The 14,537-nt window shown below is 73.2% G+C and carries 13 protein-coding genes; 10 read left to right on the forward strand and 3 right to left on the reverse strand.

Annotated features, from left to right (window positions below):
* Positions 1-758: 758 nt before the first annotated feature.
* On the reverse strand, positions 759-1,694 hold the full coding sequence (locus tag ABD743_RS40375) for a hypothetical protein (protein WP_344729353.1): 936 nt from the start codon (positions 1,692-1,694) through the stop codon (positions 759-761).
* A gap of 513 nt (positions 1,695-2,207) precedes the next feature.
* Here ABD743_RS40375 and ABD743_RS40380 point away from each other — a divergent pair.
* The 10 genes from ABD743_RS40380 to ABD743_RS40425 all read left to right on the forward strand — a co-directional run bounded on the left by ABD743_RS40380 (position 2,208) and on the right by ABD743_RS40425 (position 12,963).
* A complete protein-coding gene (locus ABD743_RS40380) occupies positions 2,208-3,383 on the forward strand; it encodes a hypothetical protein (RefSeq protein WP_344729355.1) in 1,176 nt (391 codons plus the stop codon).
* The gene (locus ABD743_RS40385) at positions 3,380-4,507 is read left to right on the forward strand and encodes an HAD-IIA family hydrolase (protein WP_344729356.1); all 1,128 of its coding nucleotides are present in this window, start codon (positions 3,380-3,382) and stop codon (positions 4,505-4,507) included. The genes ABD743_RS40380 and ABD743_RS40385 overlap by 4 nt, the downstream gene beginning before the upstream one ends.
* Positions 4,504-4,686, forward strand: coding sequence for a hypothetical protein (locus tag ABD743_RS40390; protein ID WP_344729358.1), 183 nt, complete (start codon positions 4,504-4,506; stop codon positions 4,684-4,686). The genes ABD743_RS40385 and ABD743_RS40390 overlap by 4 nt, the downstream gene beginning before the upstream one ends.
* A 2-nt stretch (positions 4,687-4,688) precedes the next feature.
* On the forward strand, positions 4,689-5,480 hold the full coding sequence (locus ABD743_RS40395) for a TlyA family RNA methyltransferase (protein ID WP_344729440.1): 792 nt from the start codon (positions 4,689-4,691) through the stop codon (positions 5,478-5,480).
* Positions 5,477-6,391, forward strand: coding sequence for an NAD kinase (locus tag ABD743_RS40400; RefSeq protein ID WP_344729360.1), 915 nt, complete (start codon positions 5,477-5,479; stop codon positions 6,389-6,391). The genes ABD743_RS40395 and ABD743_RS40400 overlap by 4 nt, the downstream gene beginning before the upstream one ends.
* Before the next feature lie 34 nt (positions 6,392-6,425).
* Positions 6,426-8,279, forward strand: a complete 1,854-nt coding sequence (gene recN / locus ABD743_RS40405) for a DNA repair protein RecN (protein ID WP_344729362.1) — start codon at positions 6,426-6,428, stop codon at positions 8,277-8,279.
* Positions 8,280-8,386: 107 nt separating this feature from the next.
* On the forward strand, positions 8,387-9,571 hold the full coding sequence (gene steA, locus ABD743_RS40410; RefSeq protein WP_344729364.1) for a putative cytokinetic ring protein SteA: 1,185 nt from the start codon (positions 8,387-8,389) through the stop codon (positions 9,569-9,571).
* On the forward strand, positions 9,568-10,488 hold the full coding sequence (locus ABD743_RS40415) for a copper transporter (protein WP_344729442.1): 921 nt from the start codon (positions 9,568-9,570) through the stop codon (positions 10,486-10,488). Before steA ends, ABD743_RS40415 begins: the two co-directional genes overlap by 4 nt.
* Before the next feature lie 127 nt (positions 10,489-10,615).
* A complete protein-coding gene (gene pyrG / locus ABD743_RS40420) occupies positions 10,616-12,331 on the forward strand; it encodes a CTP synthase (protein ID WP_344729366.1) in 1,716 nt (571 codons plus the stop codon).
* Positions 12,328-12,963 carry an NUDIX domain-containing protein gene (locus tag ABD743_RS40425; RefSeq protein WP_344729368.1) on the forward strand — a complete coding sequence of 212 codons (636 nt, stop codon included), beginning with the start codon at positions 12,328-12,330 and terminating at the stop codon, positions 12,961-12,963. The genes pyrG and ABD743_RS40425 overlap by 4 nt, the downstream gene beginning before the upstream one ends.
* 13 nt (positions 12,964-12,976) lie before the next feature.
* Here the strand turns inward: ABD743_RS40425 and ABD743_RS40430 are convergent, their stop codons facing one another.
* A complete protein-coding gene (locus tag ABD743_RS40430; RefSeq protein ID WP_344729370.1) occupies positions 12,977-13,486 on the reverse strand; it encodes a DUF1707 domain-containing protein in 510 nt (169 codons plus the stop codon).
* An 82-nt stretch (positions 13,487-13,568) separates the two neighbouring features.
* Complete coding sequence (locus tag ABD743_RS40435; protein ID WP_344729372.1) at positions 13,569-14,534, reverse strand: phosphotransferase; 966 nt, start codon at positions 14,532-14,534, stop codon at positions 13,569-13,571.
* Between the last annotated feature and the right edge of the window lie 3 nt (positions 14,535-14,537).

A 14,537-nucleotide genomic window follows, 5' to 3' on the forward strand; every position in this document is an offset into this window, starting at 1 on the left:
GTCGCCGCCGACATTCAACAATTTTGTGGGCCCCCGCCGGAAGGCGGGGGCCCACTTTTTTGTATCATCTGCAGGTGAGTATCGCGGATGGTTCCGGCGATAACCGCCCGCGACGAGAAGATCGCGACGGAGCCCGGAGACCAGAGAATCGGCAGGCACGCGGCGGCGACCGCCCGGAGCGAGGCGAGGAGCGCCGCGCCGGCGAGCGCGGCCGGCGTGACGACCGCACAGGCGGCGGAGGCGGGCGCACCGGCTCGGGCTGGTCTGCGCGCGAGTCGGATCGCCCGTACCGGCCGCGCAGCGAGTCGCAGTGGGGCGCCGGCGAGCGGCGCACCGGCGGCTCGGGCAACCGCGATGCGGCCCGACGCGACGACCGCAGGCGTGACGATGGTCCGCGCGGTGGTGGGCGAGGTGCCGACCGCTTTGGTGAGCGTCGCGGATATTCGGCAGGCGGCAGCCGGTACGAACGCGGCGGTGCGGACGGGTCGCGGTGGTCCGGCGGTGGCGCAGGCTCGGATCGTCGACGTTCGGACGATGCCCCTTATTCGCGACGCGACGACTCTTCGAGCACCGACCGTCGGCGCGGGGATCGTCCTGACAGAGCGCGCAGTGGTGGCGCGGATCGAGGCCGTTCCGAGGACCGGCCGAGGGGCGCAGGTTGGTCGGACCGCGGGAGCTCCGAGCGTCGGTCGCCGCAGGGCGGTCGCGGCGGGTCTCGCGATGACCGTGGGCGGGAGCAGGGCCAGTACCGCGGAAGTTCAGGCGGCAGGGACCAGGACCGGTACCGGGGAGACGACCGGGGCGACCGGAGCGGATACCGCGGTGGTTCCACCGGCGAGCGGGGCCGGTTCGCGAGGGACGATCGTGGAGGTCGGCCGGGGTATCGCGGCGAATCCGGCGGTGAGCGCGGCCGCTATCAGGGCGGCGACCGAAGCGACCGGGCCGGATACCGCGGTGCCGGCGGTGGCGAACAGAGCAGCCGGTACACCGCTGATGACCGCGGTGATCGGACGTCGAACCGGGGTCGTTCCGACGGCGGTGACCGGGGCGGCTACCGGGGCGAGCGGGGCCAGTACTCGCGCGACGATCGCAGCGGCGGCTACCGCGGCCAATCTGGCGGCGAGAGCGGCCAGTACCGGCGCGACGACCGCAGCAGTGGCTACCGCGGTCAGTCCGGTGGCGAGCGTGGCCAGTACCGGCGGGACGATCGCAGCGGAAACCGTGGCGAATCCGGAGGCGACCGGGGCAAGTACCGGGACGACCGGAGCGGCAGCCGGGGTGCGACCGGCAGCGAGAGTCGGTACCGCGATGACCGCGGTGCCCCTCGGAGCGAGTCCACCGGCACGGGTCGGTACCAGGGCGACCGCGGTGGCTACCGGGGCGAGACAGGCAGCGAGAGCGGTCGGTACCGGTCCGACGACCGGCGTGGCCATCGCGGCGACTCGAGCGGCGAACGGGGCGACCGTGGGACCTACCGAGGACAGACCGGTGGCGGCTACCGCGGCGACGAACGACGCGACCGCGGCGGTTACCGCGGTGACCGCGGTGAGGCCGGTGGCCAGCGTGGTCGTTACCAGAGTGACGACCGCGATCGTGGGTCGAACCGTGGGGACGACCGCCCGCGCAGCCGTGGAGCCGAGAGACCGGATGAGCGCGCCGGTAGCGGATGGGCGGACCGTCCGGAGGTCTCGCATCAGGAGCTTCCGGAGAGCGGCTCGGAAAGCCGGGCGAGCGATCGACCGGCCGCTCCGCCGGAGGACGCCGCTCGAGCTGACAGCGCGCGCGACACGCGCCCGGAGCAAGGGGCCGAGCGCGAACCGCAGAGCAGCGCTCCGGTCGAGGAGCTGAGGAGCGAGGAGCGGCCCGTCTCGCCGGCATCTACCTCCGCGCCGGACCACGAGCGTGAGGCAGCCGTCGACCGCGCGGACGGTCCCGGCAACGAGGACGGCGAGGGCCATGGCCGCGAGGGCCGTGATGACCGGGCCGACCGCGAGCAGCGTGATGACCGGGGCCGCCCGGCGAGGGGTCCCCGCACCGAGCGTTCCTACGGTGCCGAGCGGGGCCGCCCTGCCCGGTCCGGCGATCGCGGTGCAAGCGGTCGTGGCGCGGGACAGCGTCGGGGTGAGGGACCGGGCGGTGCGCCCGGGAGCCGTCCGCCGCAGCGGACTGCGTCTCGTTCGGGCGGACGTCCGACCGAGGGCGTGCCGGTGGCGCGTGTCTCCGAGCCGCCGCTGAGCGACGACATCACGACGGCAAGCCTTGATCCCGAGGTCCGCCGGGATCTCAGGGGTCTGCAGAAGGACACGGCGAACAGCGTGGCCCGCCACCTCGTCGCAGCCGGGATGCTCGTCGACGAGGACCCTGGGCTCGCGCTCGAGCACGCCCGGTTCGCCCGCACGCGGGCGTCGCGGATCGCCGTCGTCCGGGAGGCCGCGGGCATCACGGCCTACCACGCCGGCGAATGGGCGGAGGCGCTGGGCGAGCTGCGGGCCGCCCGCCGGATGGGCGGTGGCCCTGGGCATCTGGCGGTGATGGCCGACATCGAACGTGCCCTGGGGCGCCCGGAGCGGGCGCTCGACCTGAGCCGCGGACCCGAGGTCCGCGAGCTCGATCGGGCCGAGAGCATCGAACTGCTCATCGTGGCCGCCGGGGCCCGTCGCGATCTGGGTGAGCTGGACGCTGCCGTAATCAGCCTGCAGGTGCCGGAGCTGGATCCGGCCCGCCGTGACCCGTGGAGCGCGCGGCTGTTCTACGCACACGCCGACAACCTGCTCGCCTCCGGGCGGGAGTCCGACGCGCTGGAATGGTTCGTCAACGCAGCCAATGCCGATGTGGACGGCGATACCGACGCCGATCTCCGCATCGCCGAGCTGACCGGCGAATCGCTCCCCGATGAGGACATCGAGTTCGGTCCCGAGGAGTTCGACGAATTCGGGGACGCCACGGAACGGGAGCCCGGGCCGCAGGATCTGCGTCGCGAGGAGTCAGCCGATGCGGACGCCGAGAGTGGCGAGGAGCCGCCGGAGGATCCCGACCGGCAACTCGAGGAGACCACCGCCCCGGCGGATGAGGTCGAAGCTCCCGAGGAGTCGGGCCCCGCTTCCGTCCCGCCCGCCGAGCAAGAGCCGAAGGCGGATGAGGGACTGCGCGACGGGGAACTCGCCGAGAGCGTGGACGAGGCCGAGGGCGGCGCTGACGGTGCTGCCGAGGCGGAGGACACCGCCGCACCGCCGGCCGGCAGTGCGGGCGAGCACGACGCACCGGGAGAGGACACCGTGGGCGAGGCCGTGAAGGGAGAGGCCGGCGAGGTTCCTGTCGAAGGGGCAGAGCCGGTCGATCCCAGCGGGGACGTGCGTGACTCAGTGCGGGATTCGCGGCCGTGACCGCCCACTCGACAGACGCGGCCGACCTCCTCAGCTGCCACGATGCGGTGCTCGCCGACCTGGACGGCACGCTGTACCGGGGCCGGGGGGCCGTGCCGGGTGCGGTGGAGGCGGTGAAGGGGGCGCTCGCGCGCGGCGTGCCCACGTTCTACGTCACCAACAACGCCTCCCGGCGGCCCTCGGACGTGGCCGCGCACCTCGTGGAGCTCGGCTACCCGGCCGATGACGGTGACGTGGTCACCAGTTCGCAGGCAGCGGCGGCGATGCTCGCCGCCCAGCTGCCTGCGGGGTCGCGGGTTCTCGTCGTCGGCACGGACGCGCTGGCCGCCGAGGTGGTCGCCGCCGGATTGGCCGTGACGGAGCGGGCCGAGGACGCGGTAGCGGTGGTCGAGGGGCACAGCCCGGACACCGGATGGCGGGTGCTGGCCGAGGCATCGGTCGCCCTGCGGGCCGGCGCCGTGTGGGTGGCGTGCAACCTGGACGCCACCCTGCCGACCGAACGCGGACTGCTGCCGGGCAACGGCGCCATGGTCTCCGTGCTGCGGGTGGCCACCGGACGCGAGCCACAGGTCGCAGGCAAGCCTGCTCCCGAACTCCTGCACACCGCCGTGGAGCGCACCGGGGCGAAGTCCGCCCTCATGGTGGGCGACCGGCTGGACAGCGACATCGAGGGCGGGCGCGCCGCCGGTCTTCCCACGCTCCTGGTTCTGACCGGCGTCTCCGACCCTGCGGAGCTGCTCGCCGCACCGCCCGCGCTGCGGCCCGACTACGTCGCTGCCGATCTCGGTGCGCTCACCCGCGCTCCCGAGGAACTCGCGCCCGGGCCCCGTCCCGGTTGGGACGCGCACGTGACCGGACCGGGGCGTTTGACGCTCACGGGGTCGGACGGCGCGGAGCCGCTGGACGCCCTCCGCACGCTGTGTGCAGTGCACTGGGCGGCGGGCGGCGGCGCGGCCACCGTCGCTGCCGACGGCTCCGTCGCCGAGCGGGCGCTGCGTGCGCTCGGGCTCGACGCACCGGGCTCCGGCTCGGCTACCGTGGGTGCTACCGGCGCCGCTGCGCCCGCAGCCCGCGGGGCGCGCGGCGACACCGGCACCGACGATGCGGGAGCGCAGCACCGATGACCGTGCCCAAGCCGGGCCCTCCACCAGGGCCCGCGGATCCGCAGGAGATCGTCTCCCGCGCAATGGCGGGTCTCGACGGCTTGGGCGACCGGCCGCTCGCCGAGCACGTGGAGGCGTTCGAGCGGGTGCACGCCGCGCTGGGCGAGGCACTCGCCGCGGGAACCTCCGGCGCTGCGTGACGGTGGTCACCCGACGTCGTCTCGACGCCGAGCTGGTACGCCGCGGTTATGCCCGTTCGCGACAGCAGGCGAGCGAGCTGATCGAGCAGGGCCGGGTCGTGGTTCGCGGGGTGCCGGCCGGCAAGCCCGCCACGGTCGTCGATCCCGACACACCCGTCACCGTCACCGCGGGCGATGAGCGCGAGTGGGCGTCCCGCGGCGCGCACAAGCTGATCGGCGCGCTCGACGCGTTCGACAAGGACGTCACCGGCTTGCGATGCCTCGACGCCGGTGCGTCCACCGGTGGGTTCACCGACGTGCTGCTCGAACGAGGCGCCGCGCAGGTTGTGGCCGTCGACGTCGGGTACGGGCAGCTGGTGTGGCGGCTGCGCAGCGACGCCCGCGTGCAGGTGCACGACCGCACCAACGTGCGCGCGCTCGAACCCGACGCGATCGGTGGCCCGGCCGACCTGGTCGTCGCCGACCTGTCGTTCATCTCGCTCCGCACCGTGCTGCCCGCGCTCACGGCGTGCACGAGCGCCGACGGTGAGCTCCTGCCGATGGTCAAGCCACAGTTCGAGGTGGGCCGCCAGCGGCTCGGCGCCGGCGGGGTGGTGCGCGACGCCGGCCTGCGGCTCGCGGCTCTCACCGAGGTGACGGCCGCGGCGCGGGCGCTGGGGCTGGTGCTGCGCGGTGCGGTGGCGAGCCCGTTGCCCGGCCCGTCCGGAAACGTGGAGTACTTCCTTCGGCTGTCGCGACATGGCGACGATGCCGGGGACCTGGTGCTGACCAGGGCGATCGAGGAGGGTCCGTGACCAGGGAGATTCTGGTCGTCCTGCACGCCGGGCGGGAGAAGAACCGGCGCACGGCAGCAGCGGTGGCGCACCGCCTCGCCGCGTCCGGCGTCCGGCTCCGGGTGATCGGCGAGGAGTGGGCCGAGGTGGAGAACGGCGACCTGCCCGACTCGCTCACCCCACGTGTCGTCGAAGGGCGACCCGGTTGTGCCGAGGGCGCTGAGGTGGTGCTCGTGCTCGGTGGCGACGGGACACTGCTGCGGGCCGCGGAGATGGCCCGTCCGGTGGGGGTCCCGCTGCTCGGGGTGAACCTCGGACGGGTCGGATTCCTGGCCGAGGCCGAGGAGGAGTCGCTCGGCGAGGCACTCGACGCGGTCGTTGACGGCAACTACTCCGTCGAGGAACGCATGACGATCGACGCCGTGGCGCGCCTCAACGGGCACGTCTTGGTCCGCTCGTGGGCGCTCAACGAGGCGGTCGTCGAGAAGTCCAGCAGGGAGCGGATCCTCGAGGTGGTCCTCGAGGTCGACGGGCGGCCGGTCTCGGCGTTCGGGTGTGACGGAGTGATCTGCGCCACGCCCACCGGCTCCACTGCCTATGCGTTCTCCGCGGGTGGGCCGCTGGTGTGGCCCCAGGTGGAGGCGCTGCTGCTGGTGCCGAGCAACGCGCATGCGCTGTTCTCGCGCCCGATGGTGATCGCGCCGGACAGCGAGGTGGCGATCGAGGTCGATGCGACCGGTCCGCCGGCCGTCCTGGAATGCGACGGGCGGCGCAACGTCGTGCTGCCGCCCGCGGCGCGCGTCGAACTCGCCCGCAGCAACGAGCCGGTGCGGATGGTGCGGTTGGACGGGCAGCCCTTCGCCGATCGGCTGGTGCGCAAGTTCGACCTGCCCGTCAGGGGATGGCGCGGCGCGCCGCAGTCCGGCAACTGAGGCGTTGTCGGGCCGGCGCCGTACGCTTCGCCCCATGCTGGCCGAGATGCGGATCCAGGGCCTCGGCGTGATCGACGACGCAACGCTCGACCTGGATCCGGGGCTCACGGTGCTCACCGGTGAGACAGGTGCGGGCAAGACCATGGTCGTCACGGGGTTGTCGCTGCTCGGCGGGGGGCGGGCGGAGTCCTCGCGCGTTGCCGACGGCGCGCGTCGTGCCGTCGTCGAGGGGCGTTTCAGCGCCGACCCCGCGGCGCTGAAGGTCGCCGACGAGGTGGGTGCCGACGCCGACGAGGACGGCACCCTCATCGCGGTCCGCACCGTCAGCGCCGACGGCCGGTCCAGGGCACACCTGGGCGGGCGGTCGGTTCCGGTCGGGGTGCTGTCCCGGCTCGCTGACGTCACGCTCGCCGTCCACGGGCAGAACGACCAGCTGCGGCTCTTGCGCCCGGCCGAGCAGCGCGCCCTGCTGGACCGCTTCGCAGGCGACGCGGTGGCGGAGCCGCTCGAGCGCTACCGCGCCGTGCGGGCCGAGTGGCAGCGCGTGGCCGCCGAGCTCGTCGAGCGGCGGGACGGCGCGCGGCGGCTCGCCCAGGAGGCCGACCTGCTGCGCCACGGGCTCACCGAGATCAAAGCGGTCGACCCCCAGCCCGGTGAGGACGTCGAGCTGGCCGAGCTGGCCCACCGGCTGTCCGCGGCCGACGACCTGCGCGAGGTCGCCGCCGGCGCCCAGCTCGCGCTCATCGGCCCCGAGGACGGCGACCCGGACGCGCCGGGCGCACTGGCGCTGATCGGCGATGCACGCCACCGCCTCGCCGGCGCGGGCGACCCGGCGCTCACCATGCTCGACACACGGCTGCAAGAGGTGCTCGCGCTGCTCGGCGACGTCGGCACCGAGCTCACCGGCTACCTCGACCGGCTCGACGCCGACCCGGAGCGGCTGGCGTCCGTGCTGTCCCGGCAGGCCGAGCTCAAGGCGCTCACCCGCAAGTACGCCGCCGACATCGACGGCGTGATCGCCTGGGCCGAGGCCGCCGAGGAGCGGCTGGCCGGGCTCGACACCTCCGACGAGGCCCTCGCGGCGCTGGCCGCGCGCCGCGACGCACTGGGCGTCGAGCTGGCCGAGCACGCTGCGGCCGTCACCGCCGCCCGCACCGAGGCCGCTGCTCGGCTGGCGGCCGACACCACCGCTGAGCTGGGCGGGCTGGCGATGGCCGATGCGCGGCTGCTCGTCGCCGTCGTCCCACGCGAGGCCGGGCCCGGTGCGGCCGACGCGCTCCTGATCGGATCCGCCACGCTCGTGGCCGGCACCGACGGCGTCGACGAGGTGGAGCTGCGGCTGGTGGCGCACGCGGGTGCCTCGCCGCTGCCTCTGCACAGGGGGGCGTCGGGCGGGGAGCTCTCGCGCGTGATGCTGGCGCTGGAGGTGGCGCTCGCGGGGGCCGACCCCGTGCCCACGATGGTGTTCGACGAGGTCGACGCCGGCGTCGGCGGGCGGGCCGCGGTGGAGATCGGGCGCCGGCTCGCCCGGCTCGCGGCGCGCCACCAGGTGATCGTGGTGACGCATCTGCCCCAGGTCGCCGCCTACGCCGACCGGCATCTCGTGGTCGACAAGTCGGCGCGCGACGGCGGTGGCCCCACCCGTAGCCGGGTGCGCACGCTGGCCGAGAGCGACCGCATCGTCGAGCTCGCGCGGATGCTGGCCGGGCTCGACGACACCGACACCGGCCGCGCCCACGCCGAGGAGCTGCTGGGAGCGGCCCGGGCGCACCGTGAGGCCGACCGCGCGGCGGCGGGCCGCGCTGCCGTCAACGGTGCCGCTCCGAAGAGCGCCGGGTCGGGCAGTGCTGGGGCGAAGAGTCGCCGGAGAGCGGCCACTCGCGCCTGATAGACCCGTTCGTCCCGCTCCGTGCGTGCGGGTGATCGCTCGGCGTGCCTTCCTCGTGTCGACAGCGCCGGATGCCACAGTGCCACCATGGAAGGCGGGTGCCTGGAATGAAGATCTCCGGTCTGTTGCACCGCTCGCGTCCCGTGCTCCCCGGGCTTGCGGGCACTGCGCGGGTCGACCGGCGCACCGACGGTCTGCTCCGGCGCATCAAACCGGGGGAGATCGCGGTGCTCGACCAGGTCGACCTCGATCGTGCCACCGCGGATGCCCTCGTCGCGGCGGGGGTGGCCGCCGTCGTCAACGCGTCCCCGTCGATCTCCGGACGGTTCCCGAACCTGGGGCCGGAGGCGCTCATCGATGCGGGGATCATGCTGGTCGACGACGTCGGCGCCGAGGCGCTGCACACCATCAAGGACGGCAGTCGCATCAGGCTGCTCGACGGCGTCGTCTACGCAGGGGAGCTGCGTCTCGCCGATGGCATCGAGCAGACCGCCGACATGGTGGCCGACGCCATGGTGGAGGCGAAGTCCGGGCTCAGCCACCAGCTCGAGGCGTTCGCGGCCAACACCATCGAGTTCATGCGCAGCGAGCGCGCGATGCTGCTGGACGGCGCGGGTGTCCCCCAGGTCGAGGTCGAGCTGGCCGGCCGGCAGGTGCTGGTGGTCGCCGCCGGGTTCGACCACGCGGCGGAGCTCGCGCAGCTCAAGCACTTCATCCGCGACCAGCGACCGGTGCTGGTGGGGGTCGGGGCCGGCGCGGACGTGCTGCTCGCGGCCGGATACCGGCCGCAGCTCATCGTCGGCGACCCGAGCGAGGTGTCCACCGAGGCGCTCACCTGCGGCGCCGACGTCGTCGTCCCGGCATTCGCCGACGGTCACGCCCCGGGCCTGCACCGCGTGCAGGATCTCGGGGCCGGGGCGGTGACGTTCCCGAGCTCGGCCAACGCCGAGGACCTCGCGCTGCTGATCGCCGCGCACGACGGTGCGTCGCTCGTGGTCACCGTGGGGTTGTCCGCGAGCATGGCCGAGTTCCTCGATCGCGGGCGTTCGGGAAGCAACGCCTCCACGTTCCTCACGCGGTTGCAGCTCGGCGGCATCCTCGTCGACGGCCGGGTGATCGCCACGCTCTACCGCAGCCGCATCACGTCCGGGGCGATCCTGCTGATGATCGTCGCTGCGCTGGTGGCGCTCGCCACCGCCTTGCTCGTGTCCCACGCGGGCGATGCCGCAGTGACGTGGTTGACCCAGAGCTGGAGAGCGCTCTTCGACTACGTCATGGGATGGCTGCGGTGATCTCCCTGCGCTACCACGCGGTGTCGATCGGCGCCGTGTTCCTCGCGCTCGCGGTCGGCGTCGTGCTGGGCGCGAGCGGTGTGTCGGACCGGTTGCTCTCGGCCGTCGCCGCCCGGGCCGACGATCTGGGCGGGCAGGTCCAGACGCTGACGGTGCAGCGTGATGCCTTGGCCGCCGCCCAGCGCGGCGCCGACGAGTTCGCGCGGCGCACCGGCCCGGCGGCGGTCCGGGGGTTGCTGCAGGGCCGCACCGTCGCGCTGGTGACGTCGGGCGCCGACCCCGCCGACCGCGACGCCGTGCGGGCGTTGCTCGCCCCGTCCGGGGCCACCGTGGGCGGTGAGATCGCCCTGACCGACGCCGTCGGCGATCCCGCGCGTGCCGACCAGCTTCGTGAGCTGACCTCGCAGCTGCTGCCGACCGGAGCGCAGCTGCCCGCGGCGTCCGACACCGGCAGCTTGGTGGGTGGTCTCCTGAGTGGTGTCCTGCTGAAGTCGTCCGGGCAGGTCACACCGGCGCAGGCCGACGCGGTGCTCACCGGGCTCATGTCCACCGGGTTCGTCACGCCGGGGGAACGGCCCCGCCCGGCCGACCTGGTGCTCGTGCTCACCGGGGGCGCCGTCGCGGGAATCGACGGCGCCGACGCAGCGGCCGTCACGGCGCGCCTGGCAGCGCAGCTCGACCGGGCCGGAGGCGGTGCGGTGCTGGCGGGTCGCACGGGTTCGGCCGACGCGACGGGACCCGTCGGGGTGGCCAGGGCCGACCCGAACGTCACGGCCTCGCTCTCCACGGTCGACGACGTGCAGACCGGCGCCGGTCAGGTCTCGGCGGTGCTGGCGCTGCGCGAGCAGCTCGACGGGCGCGCGGGGCGCTACGGCACTGCCACGACGGCCGCCGACGGCGCCGCGCCTGCGGCGTGACGCCCGATCACGGTGGGCGGTCGGTATCTCACCTTTGGTGATTTTTGCACCGCAAACCGGGCGAAGCGTGGCGCAAGAGGCGGGTGGGAGCGGCCGGCGCGGCGCGTCGTATGTACCCTGAAACCCCGTGCAGCCTCGCGCGACGCGTCATCTGTTCGTCACCGGCGGGGTCGCGTCCTCGCTGGGTAAGGGTCTGACCGCCTCGAGCCTCGGGCAATTGCTCACGTCTCGCGGCCTCCGGGTCATCATGCAGAAACTGGATCCCTACCTGAACGTGGATCCGGGCACGATGAACCCCTTCCAGCACGGCGAGGTCTTCGTCACCGAGGACGGCGCCGAAACCGACCTCGACATCGGCCACTACGAGCGCTTCCTCGACCGGAACCTCCGCGGCAACGCCAACGTCACCACCGGCCAGGTCTACTCGTCCGTGATCGCCAAGGAGCGCCGCGGCGAGTACCTCGGCGACACAGTCCAGGTCATCCCGCACATCACCAACGAGATCAAGGACCGCATTCTCGCCATGGGCGAGCCCGACGAGGACGGGATCACGCCCGACATCGTGATCACCGAGGTGGGCGGCACGGTCGGCGACATCGAGTCGCTGCCGTTCCTGGAGGCGGTCCGCCAGGTCCGCCACGACGTGGGCCGGGACAACTGCTTCTTCCTGCACGTCTCGCTGGTGCCCTACCTCGCGCCGTCGGGGGAGCTCAAGACGAAGCCGACGCAGCACTCGGTGGCGGCTCTGCGCAACATCGGTATCCAGCCCGACGCGCTGGTGCTGCGCGCCGACCGGGAGATCCCGGACGACATGAAGCGCAAGATCAGCCTCATGTGCGACGTGGAGACCGACGGCGTCGTCGCGGCCCCCGACGCGCCCTCGATCTACGACATCCCCCGCGTGCTGCACCGGGAGGGGCTCGACGCCTACGTGGTGCGCAGGCTCTCGCTGCCCTTCCGGGACGTCGACTGGACGGTGTGGGGCGACCTGCTCGACCGCGTCCACCATCCGGACGAGACGGCGCGGATCGCGCTCGTCGGTAAGTACGTCGACCTCCCCGACGCCTACCTCTCGGTCACGGAGGCGCTGCGGGCGGGCGGGTTCGCCCACCGCGCGCGCGTCGAGATCGTGTGGGTGCAGTCCGACGAGTGCCGCACCCCGGCAGGTGCGGCGGCCGCGCTGGAGGGCATGGACGGCGTCCTGATCCCCGGCGGCTTCGGTGTGCGCGGGATCGAGGGCAAGCTCGGCGCCGTCCGGCACGCCCGCACGCGCCGCATCCCCGTCCTCGGCCTGTGCCTCGGGCTGCAGTGCATGGTGATCGAGGCAGCGCGCTCGCTCGCGAACCTGAGCGACGCCAACTCCACCGAGTTCGACGAGCGCACCCCGCACCCGGTGATCTCGACGATGGCCGACCAGCGTGACGTCGTCGCCGGCCAGCGCGACATGGGCGGCACGATGCGGCTGGGGGCCTACCCCGCCACCCTCGGTGCCGGCACCGTGGTCGCGGGGGCGTACGGCACCCGGGAGGTGTCGGAGCGGCACCGCCACCGGTATGAGGTCAACAACGCCTATCGCAAACGGTTGGAGGAGGCGGGCCTGGTGTTCGGCGGCACCTCGCCGGACAGCACGCTGGTGGAGTTCGTCGAGCTGCCGGTCGACGTCCACCCGTTCTTCGTCGGCACGCAGGCGCACCCCGAGCTCAAGAGCCGACCGACGCGTCCGCACCCGCTGTTCAGTGCGTTCGTGCGGGCCGCTCTCGACTACCGGGCGGCCGACCGGCTGCCGGTGGAGCTGCCCGCCCGCGAACGCGCGGCAGCCGGGGTCAACGGAGCGCCGTCATGACCGCCCCGCGTCACGACTTCCCGGTCAAGGCGAGCAACGACATCTACACCGGCGCGGTGATGGCGCTGCGCGCCGACGAGGTGGTGATGCCCGGCGGGGGCGTCGCCGTCCGGGAGATCCTGGAGCACCCGGGCGCCGTCGCGATCGCGGCCCTGGACGCCGACGACCGGCTGATGGTGATTCACCAGTACCGCCACCCGGTGGGGCGGCGGCTCTGGGAGCTGCCCGCCGGCCTGCTCGACGTCGACGGGGAGAACCCGCTCGACACGGCGAAGCGGGAGCTCGCGGAAGAGGCCGGGCTGGCCGCCGCCGAGTGGTCCACGCTGGTCGACGTCGTGGCCTCGCCGGGCTTCTCCGACGAGTCGGTGCGGGTGTACCTCGCGCGTGACCTCACCGAGGTCGGTCGCCCGGAGCTGGGTGACGACGAGGAGGCGGACCTGTCCACCCGCTGGATCTCGCTGTCGGTCGCGGTGCGGATGGTGCTCTCGGGCACGATCGTCAACGGGGCGACGGTGGCCGGGGTGCTCGCCGCTCATGCCATCTCCGGTGTGCCCGCGGCGGCACGGCCCGCGGACGCCCCGTGGCAGGACCGGCCGACGCGCTATGCCGAGCGGAAGCGCCACAAGGAGTAGGGCTCGCGACGGATCAGGGGCGTAGGGGCCGTCCACGTGGGTCGGTGGGCCGCCCGGCGAGGATCACGATGCCGTCGATGAAGGCCCAGATCACGCCGATGACGATGAACGAGGACAGAAGCTGGGCGATCGCGATCCCCATGTGGCCGCTGTAGAACCGCCCGATCCCGAACGGCAACAGCAGTTGCAGCACTCCGGCGACGACCTTGTACCGATCGGAGTAGGGGATCCCGGTCATCGGCTCGCGTCCGTACGGCGCTTCGGGGTCGCGCGGGGAACGGAGAGCGGGCGCGGCGACTGTGGGTGGCGCCGGCAGCACGGTGGTGGTCTGCTCGTCGCGGGGGAGATCGTCGAAGAGCGGCACGAGATCATCGCTGGTGCGGGCGGCGTACGCGGCGGTCGTGCGCTCCTCGTACTCCTCCTGGTCGAGCCGGCCCTGCGCGTAGTGCTCCCCGAGGGCGCGCACGGCCGCTTCCCGCTCCGCATTGCCGATGCGTATGGGACGGGGGCCGGGCGTGCTCATGTCAACGACGGTACCGGGGGTTCGTGCCTCTGTGCCTGTACTCGCGCCGTATGACGCTCACTGTCTCTTTCGTCCGGATCGCTCAGGCGGCCTCCAGCCAGGCAGCCCAGCGGTGGTCGGCGATCTTCATCCGGCACCGCATGAGCTTCCAGAGCCCGTACTTGCGGTAGTCGAAATCCCATCCCGGGTTCAGCCTGCTCTGCAGGCATCCCCACAGGCCCCACTTGAGGTCGGCCAGCGCGATGAACAGCTGTACCCGCGCGGTCAGGGGCCGGGTGGCGCAGCCGTAGTACGCCTCCACGAGCTCCAGGGTCTGCCTTTCGCCGAAGAACATCTCCGTGACGAGCACGGCCAGGTCGTAGGCGCGGTCGTTGTTGGACGCGAACTCGAAGTCGATCATCTTCATGGGCAGGGCGTCGCCTCCGGTGCCGATGAGGAAGTTGCCGGGCTTGGAGTCGTTGTGGCACGGGACGAGGTCCATGCCCGTGGCCTCGAGCGCGCTCCTGGCCGCCGCGTACTCGGCGAGGATCGGGTCCGTGTCCGCAGGTAGGGCGGCCCCGAGCTCCCGCACCTGGTCCAGGTGCTCGTCGATCATGTCGAAGACGGTCTTGGTGAGCGGGAGCCGCTCGCCCGAGTGCAGCGTCCGGTAGAGCGCGATCACCTGGTGCGCGAGCTCCGGCTGCTTGAGGTCGCCGGTGGTGCAGGCCCGATAGTCCTCGAGGAACTCGACCACCTCGACTCCGCTGACGGCGTCGAAGAGCACCATCCCCGGCCCGATCCCCAAGCTGTCCGCCAGCCGGGCCGCCTGGTTCGCGACCTCGCGGTCGATGAAGGCCTCGCTGCCTGCGCCGGGGATCTTCATGAAGTACCGGCTGGGCGCGCCCTCCACCGTGAGGCACCAGTTGCTGTTCTGCAGGCCGCCGGAGACGGGTGCGTACCGGATGTGCCTGCCGGACCAGGCTGTGATGGCGCCCAGCGCCTTCTCCACCGCGCGTTCGGCGTCGGTGCGGGCCGTGCCGAGGACGCGGCCCACGGTGTCGTCGGTCATGAG

The sequence above is a fragment of the Pseudonocardia yunnanensis genome (assembly GCF_039534065.1).
GTDB lineage: Bacteria > Actinomycetota > Actinomycetes > Mycobacteriales > Pseudonocardiaceae > Pseudonocardia > Pseudonocardia yunnanensis.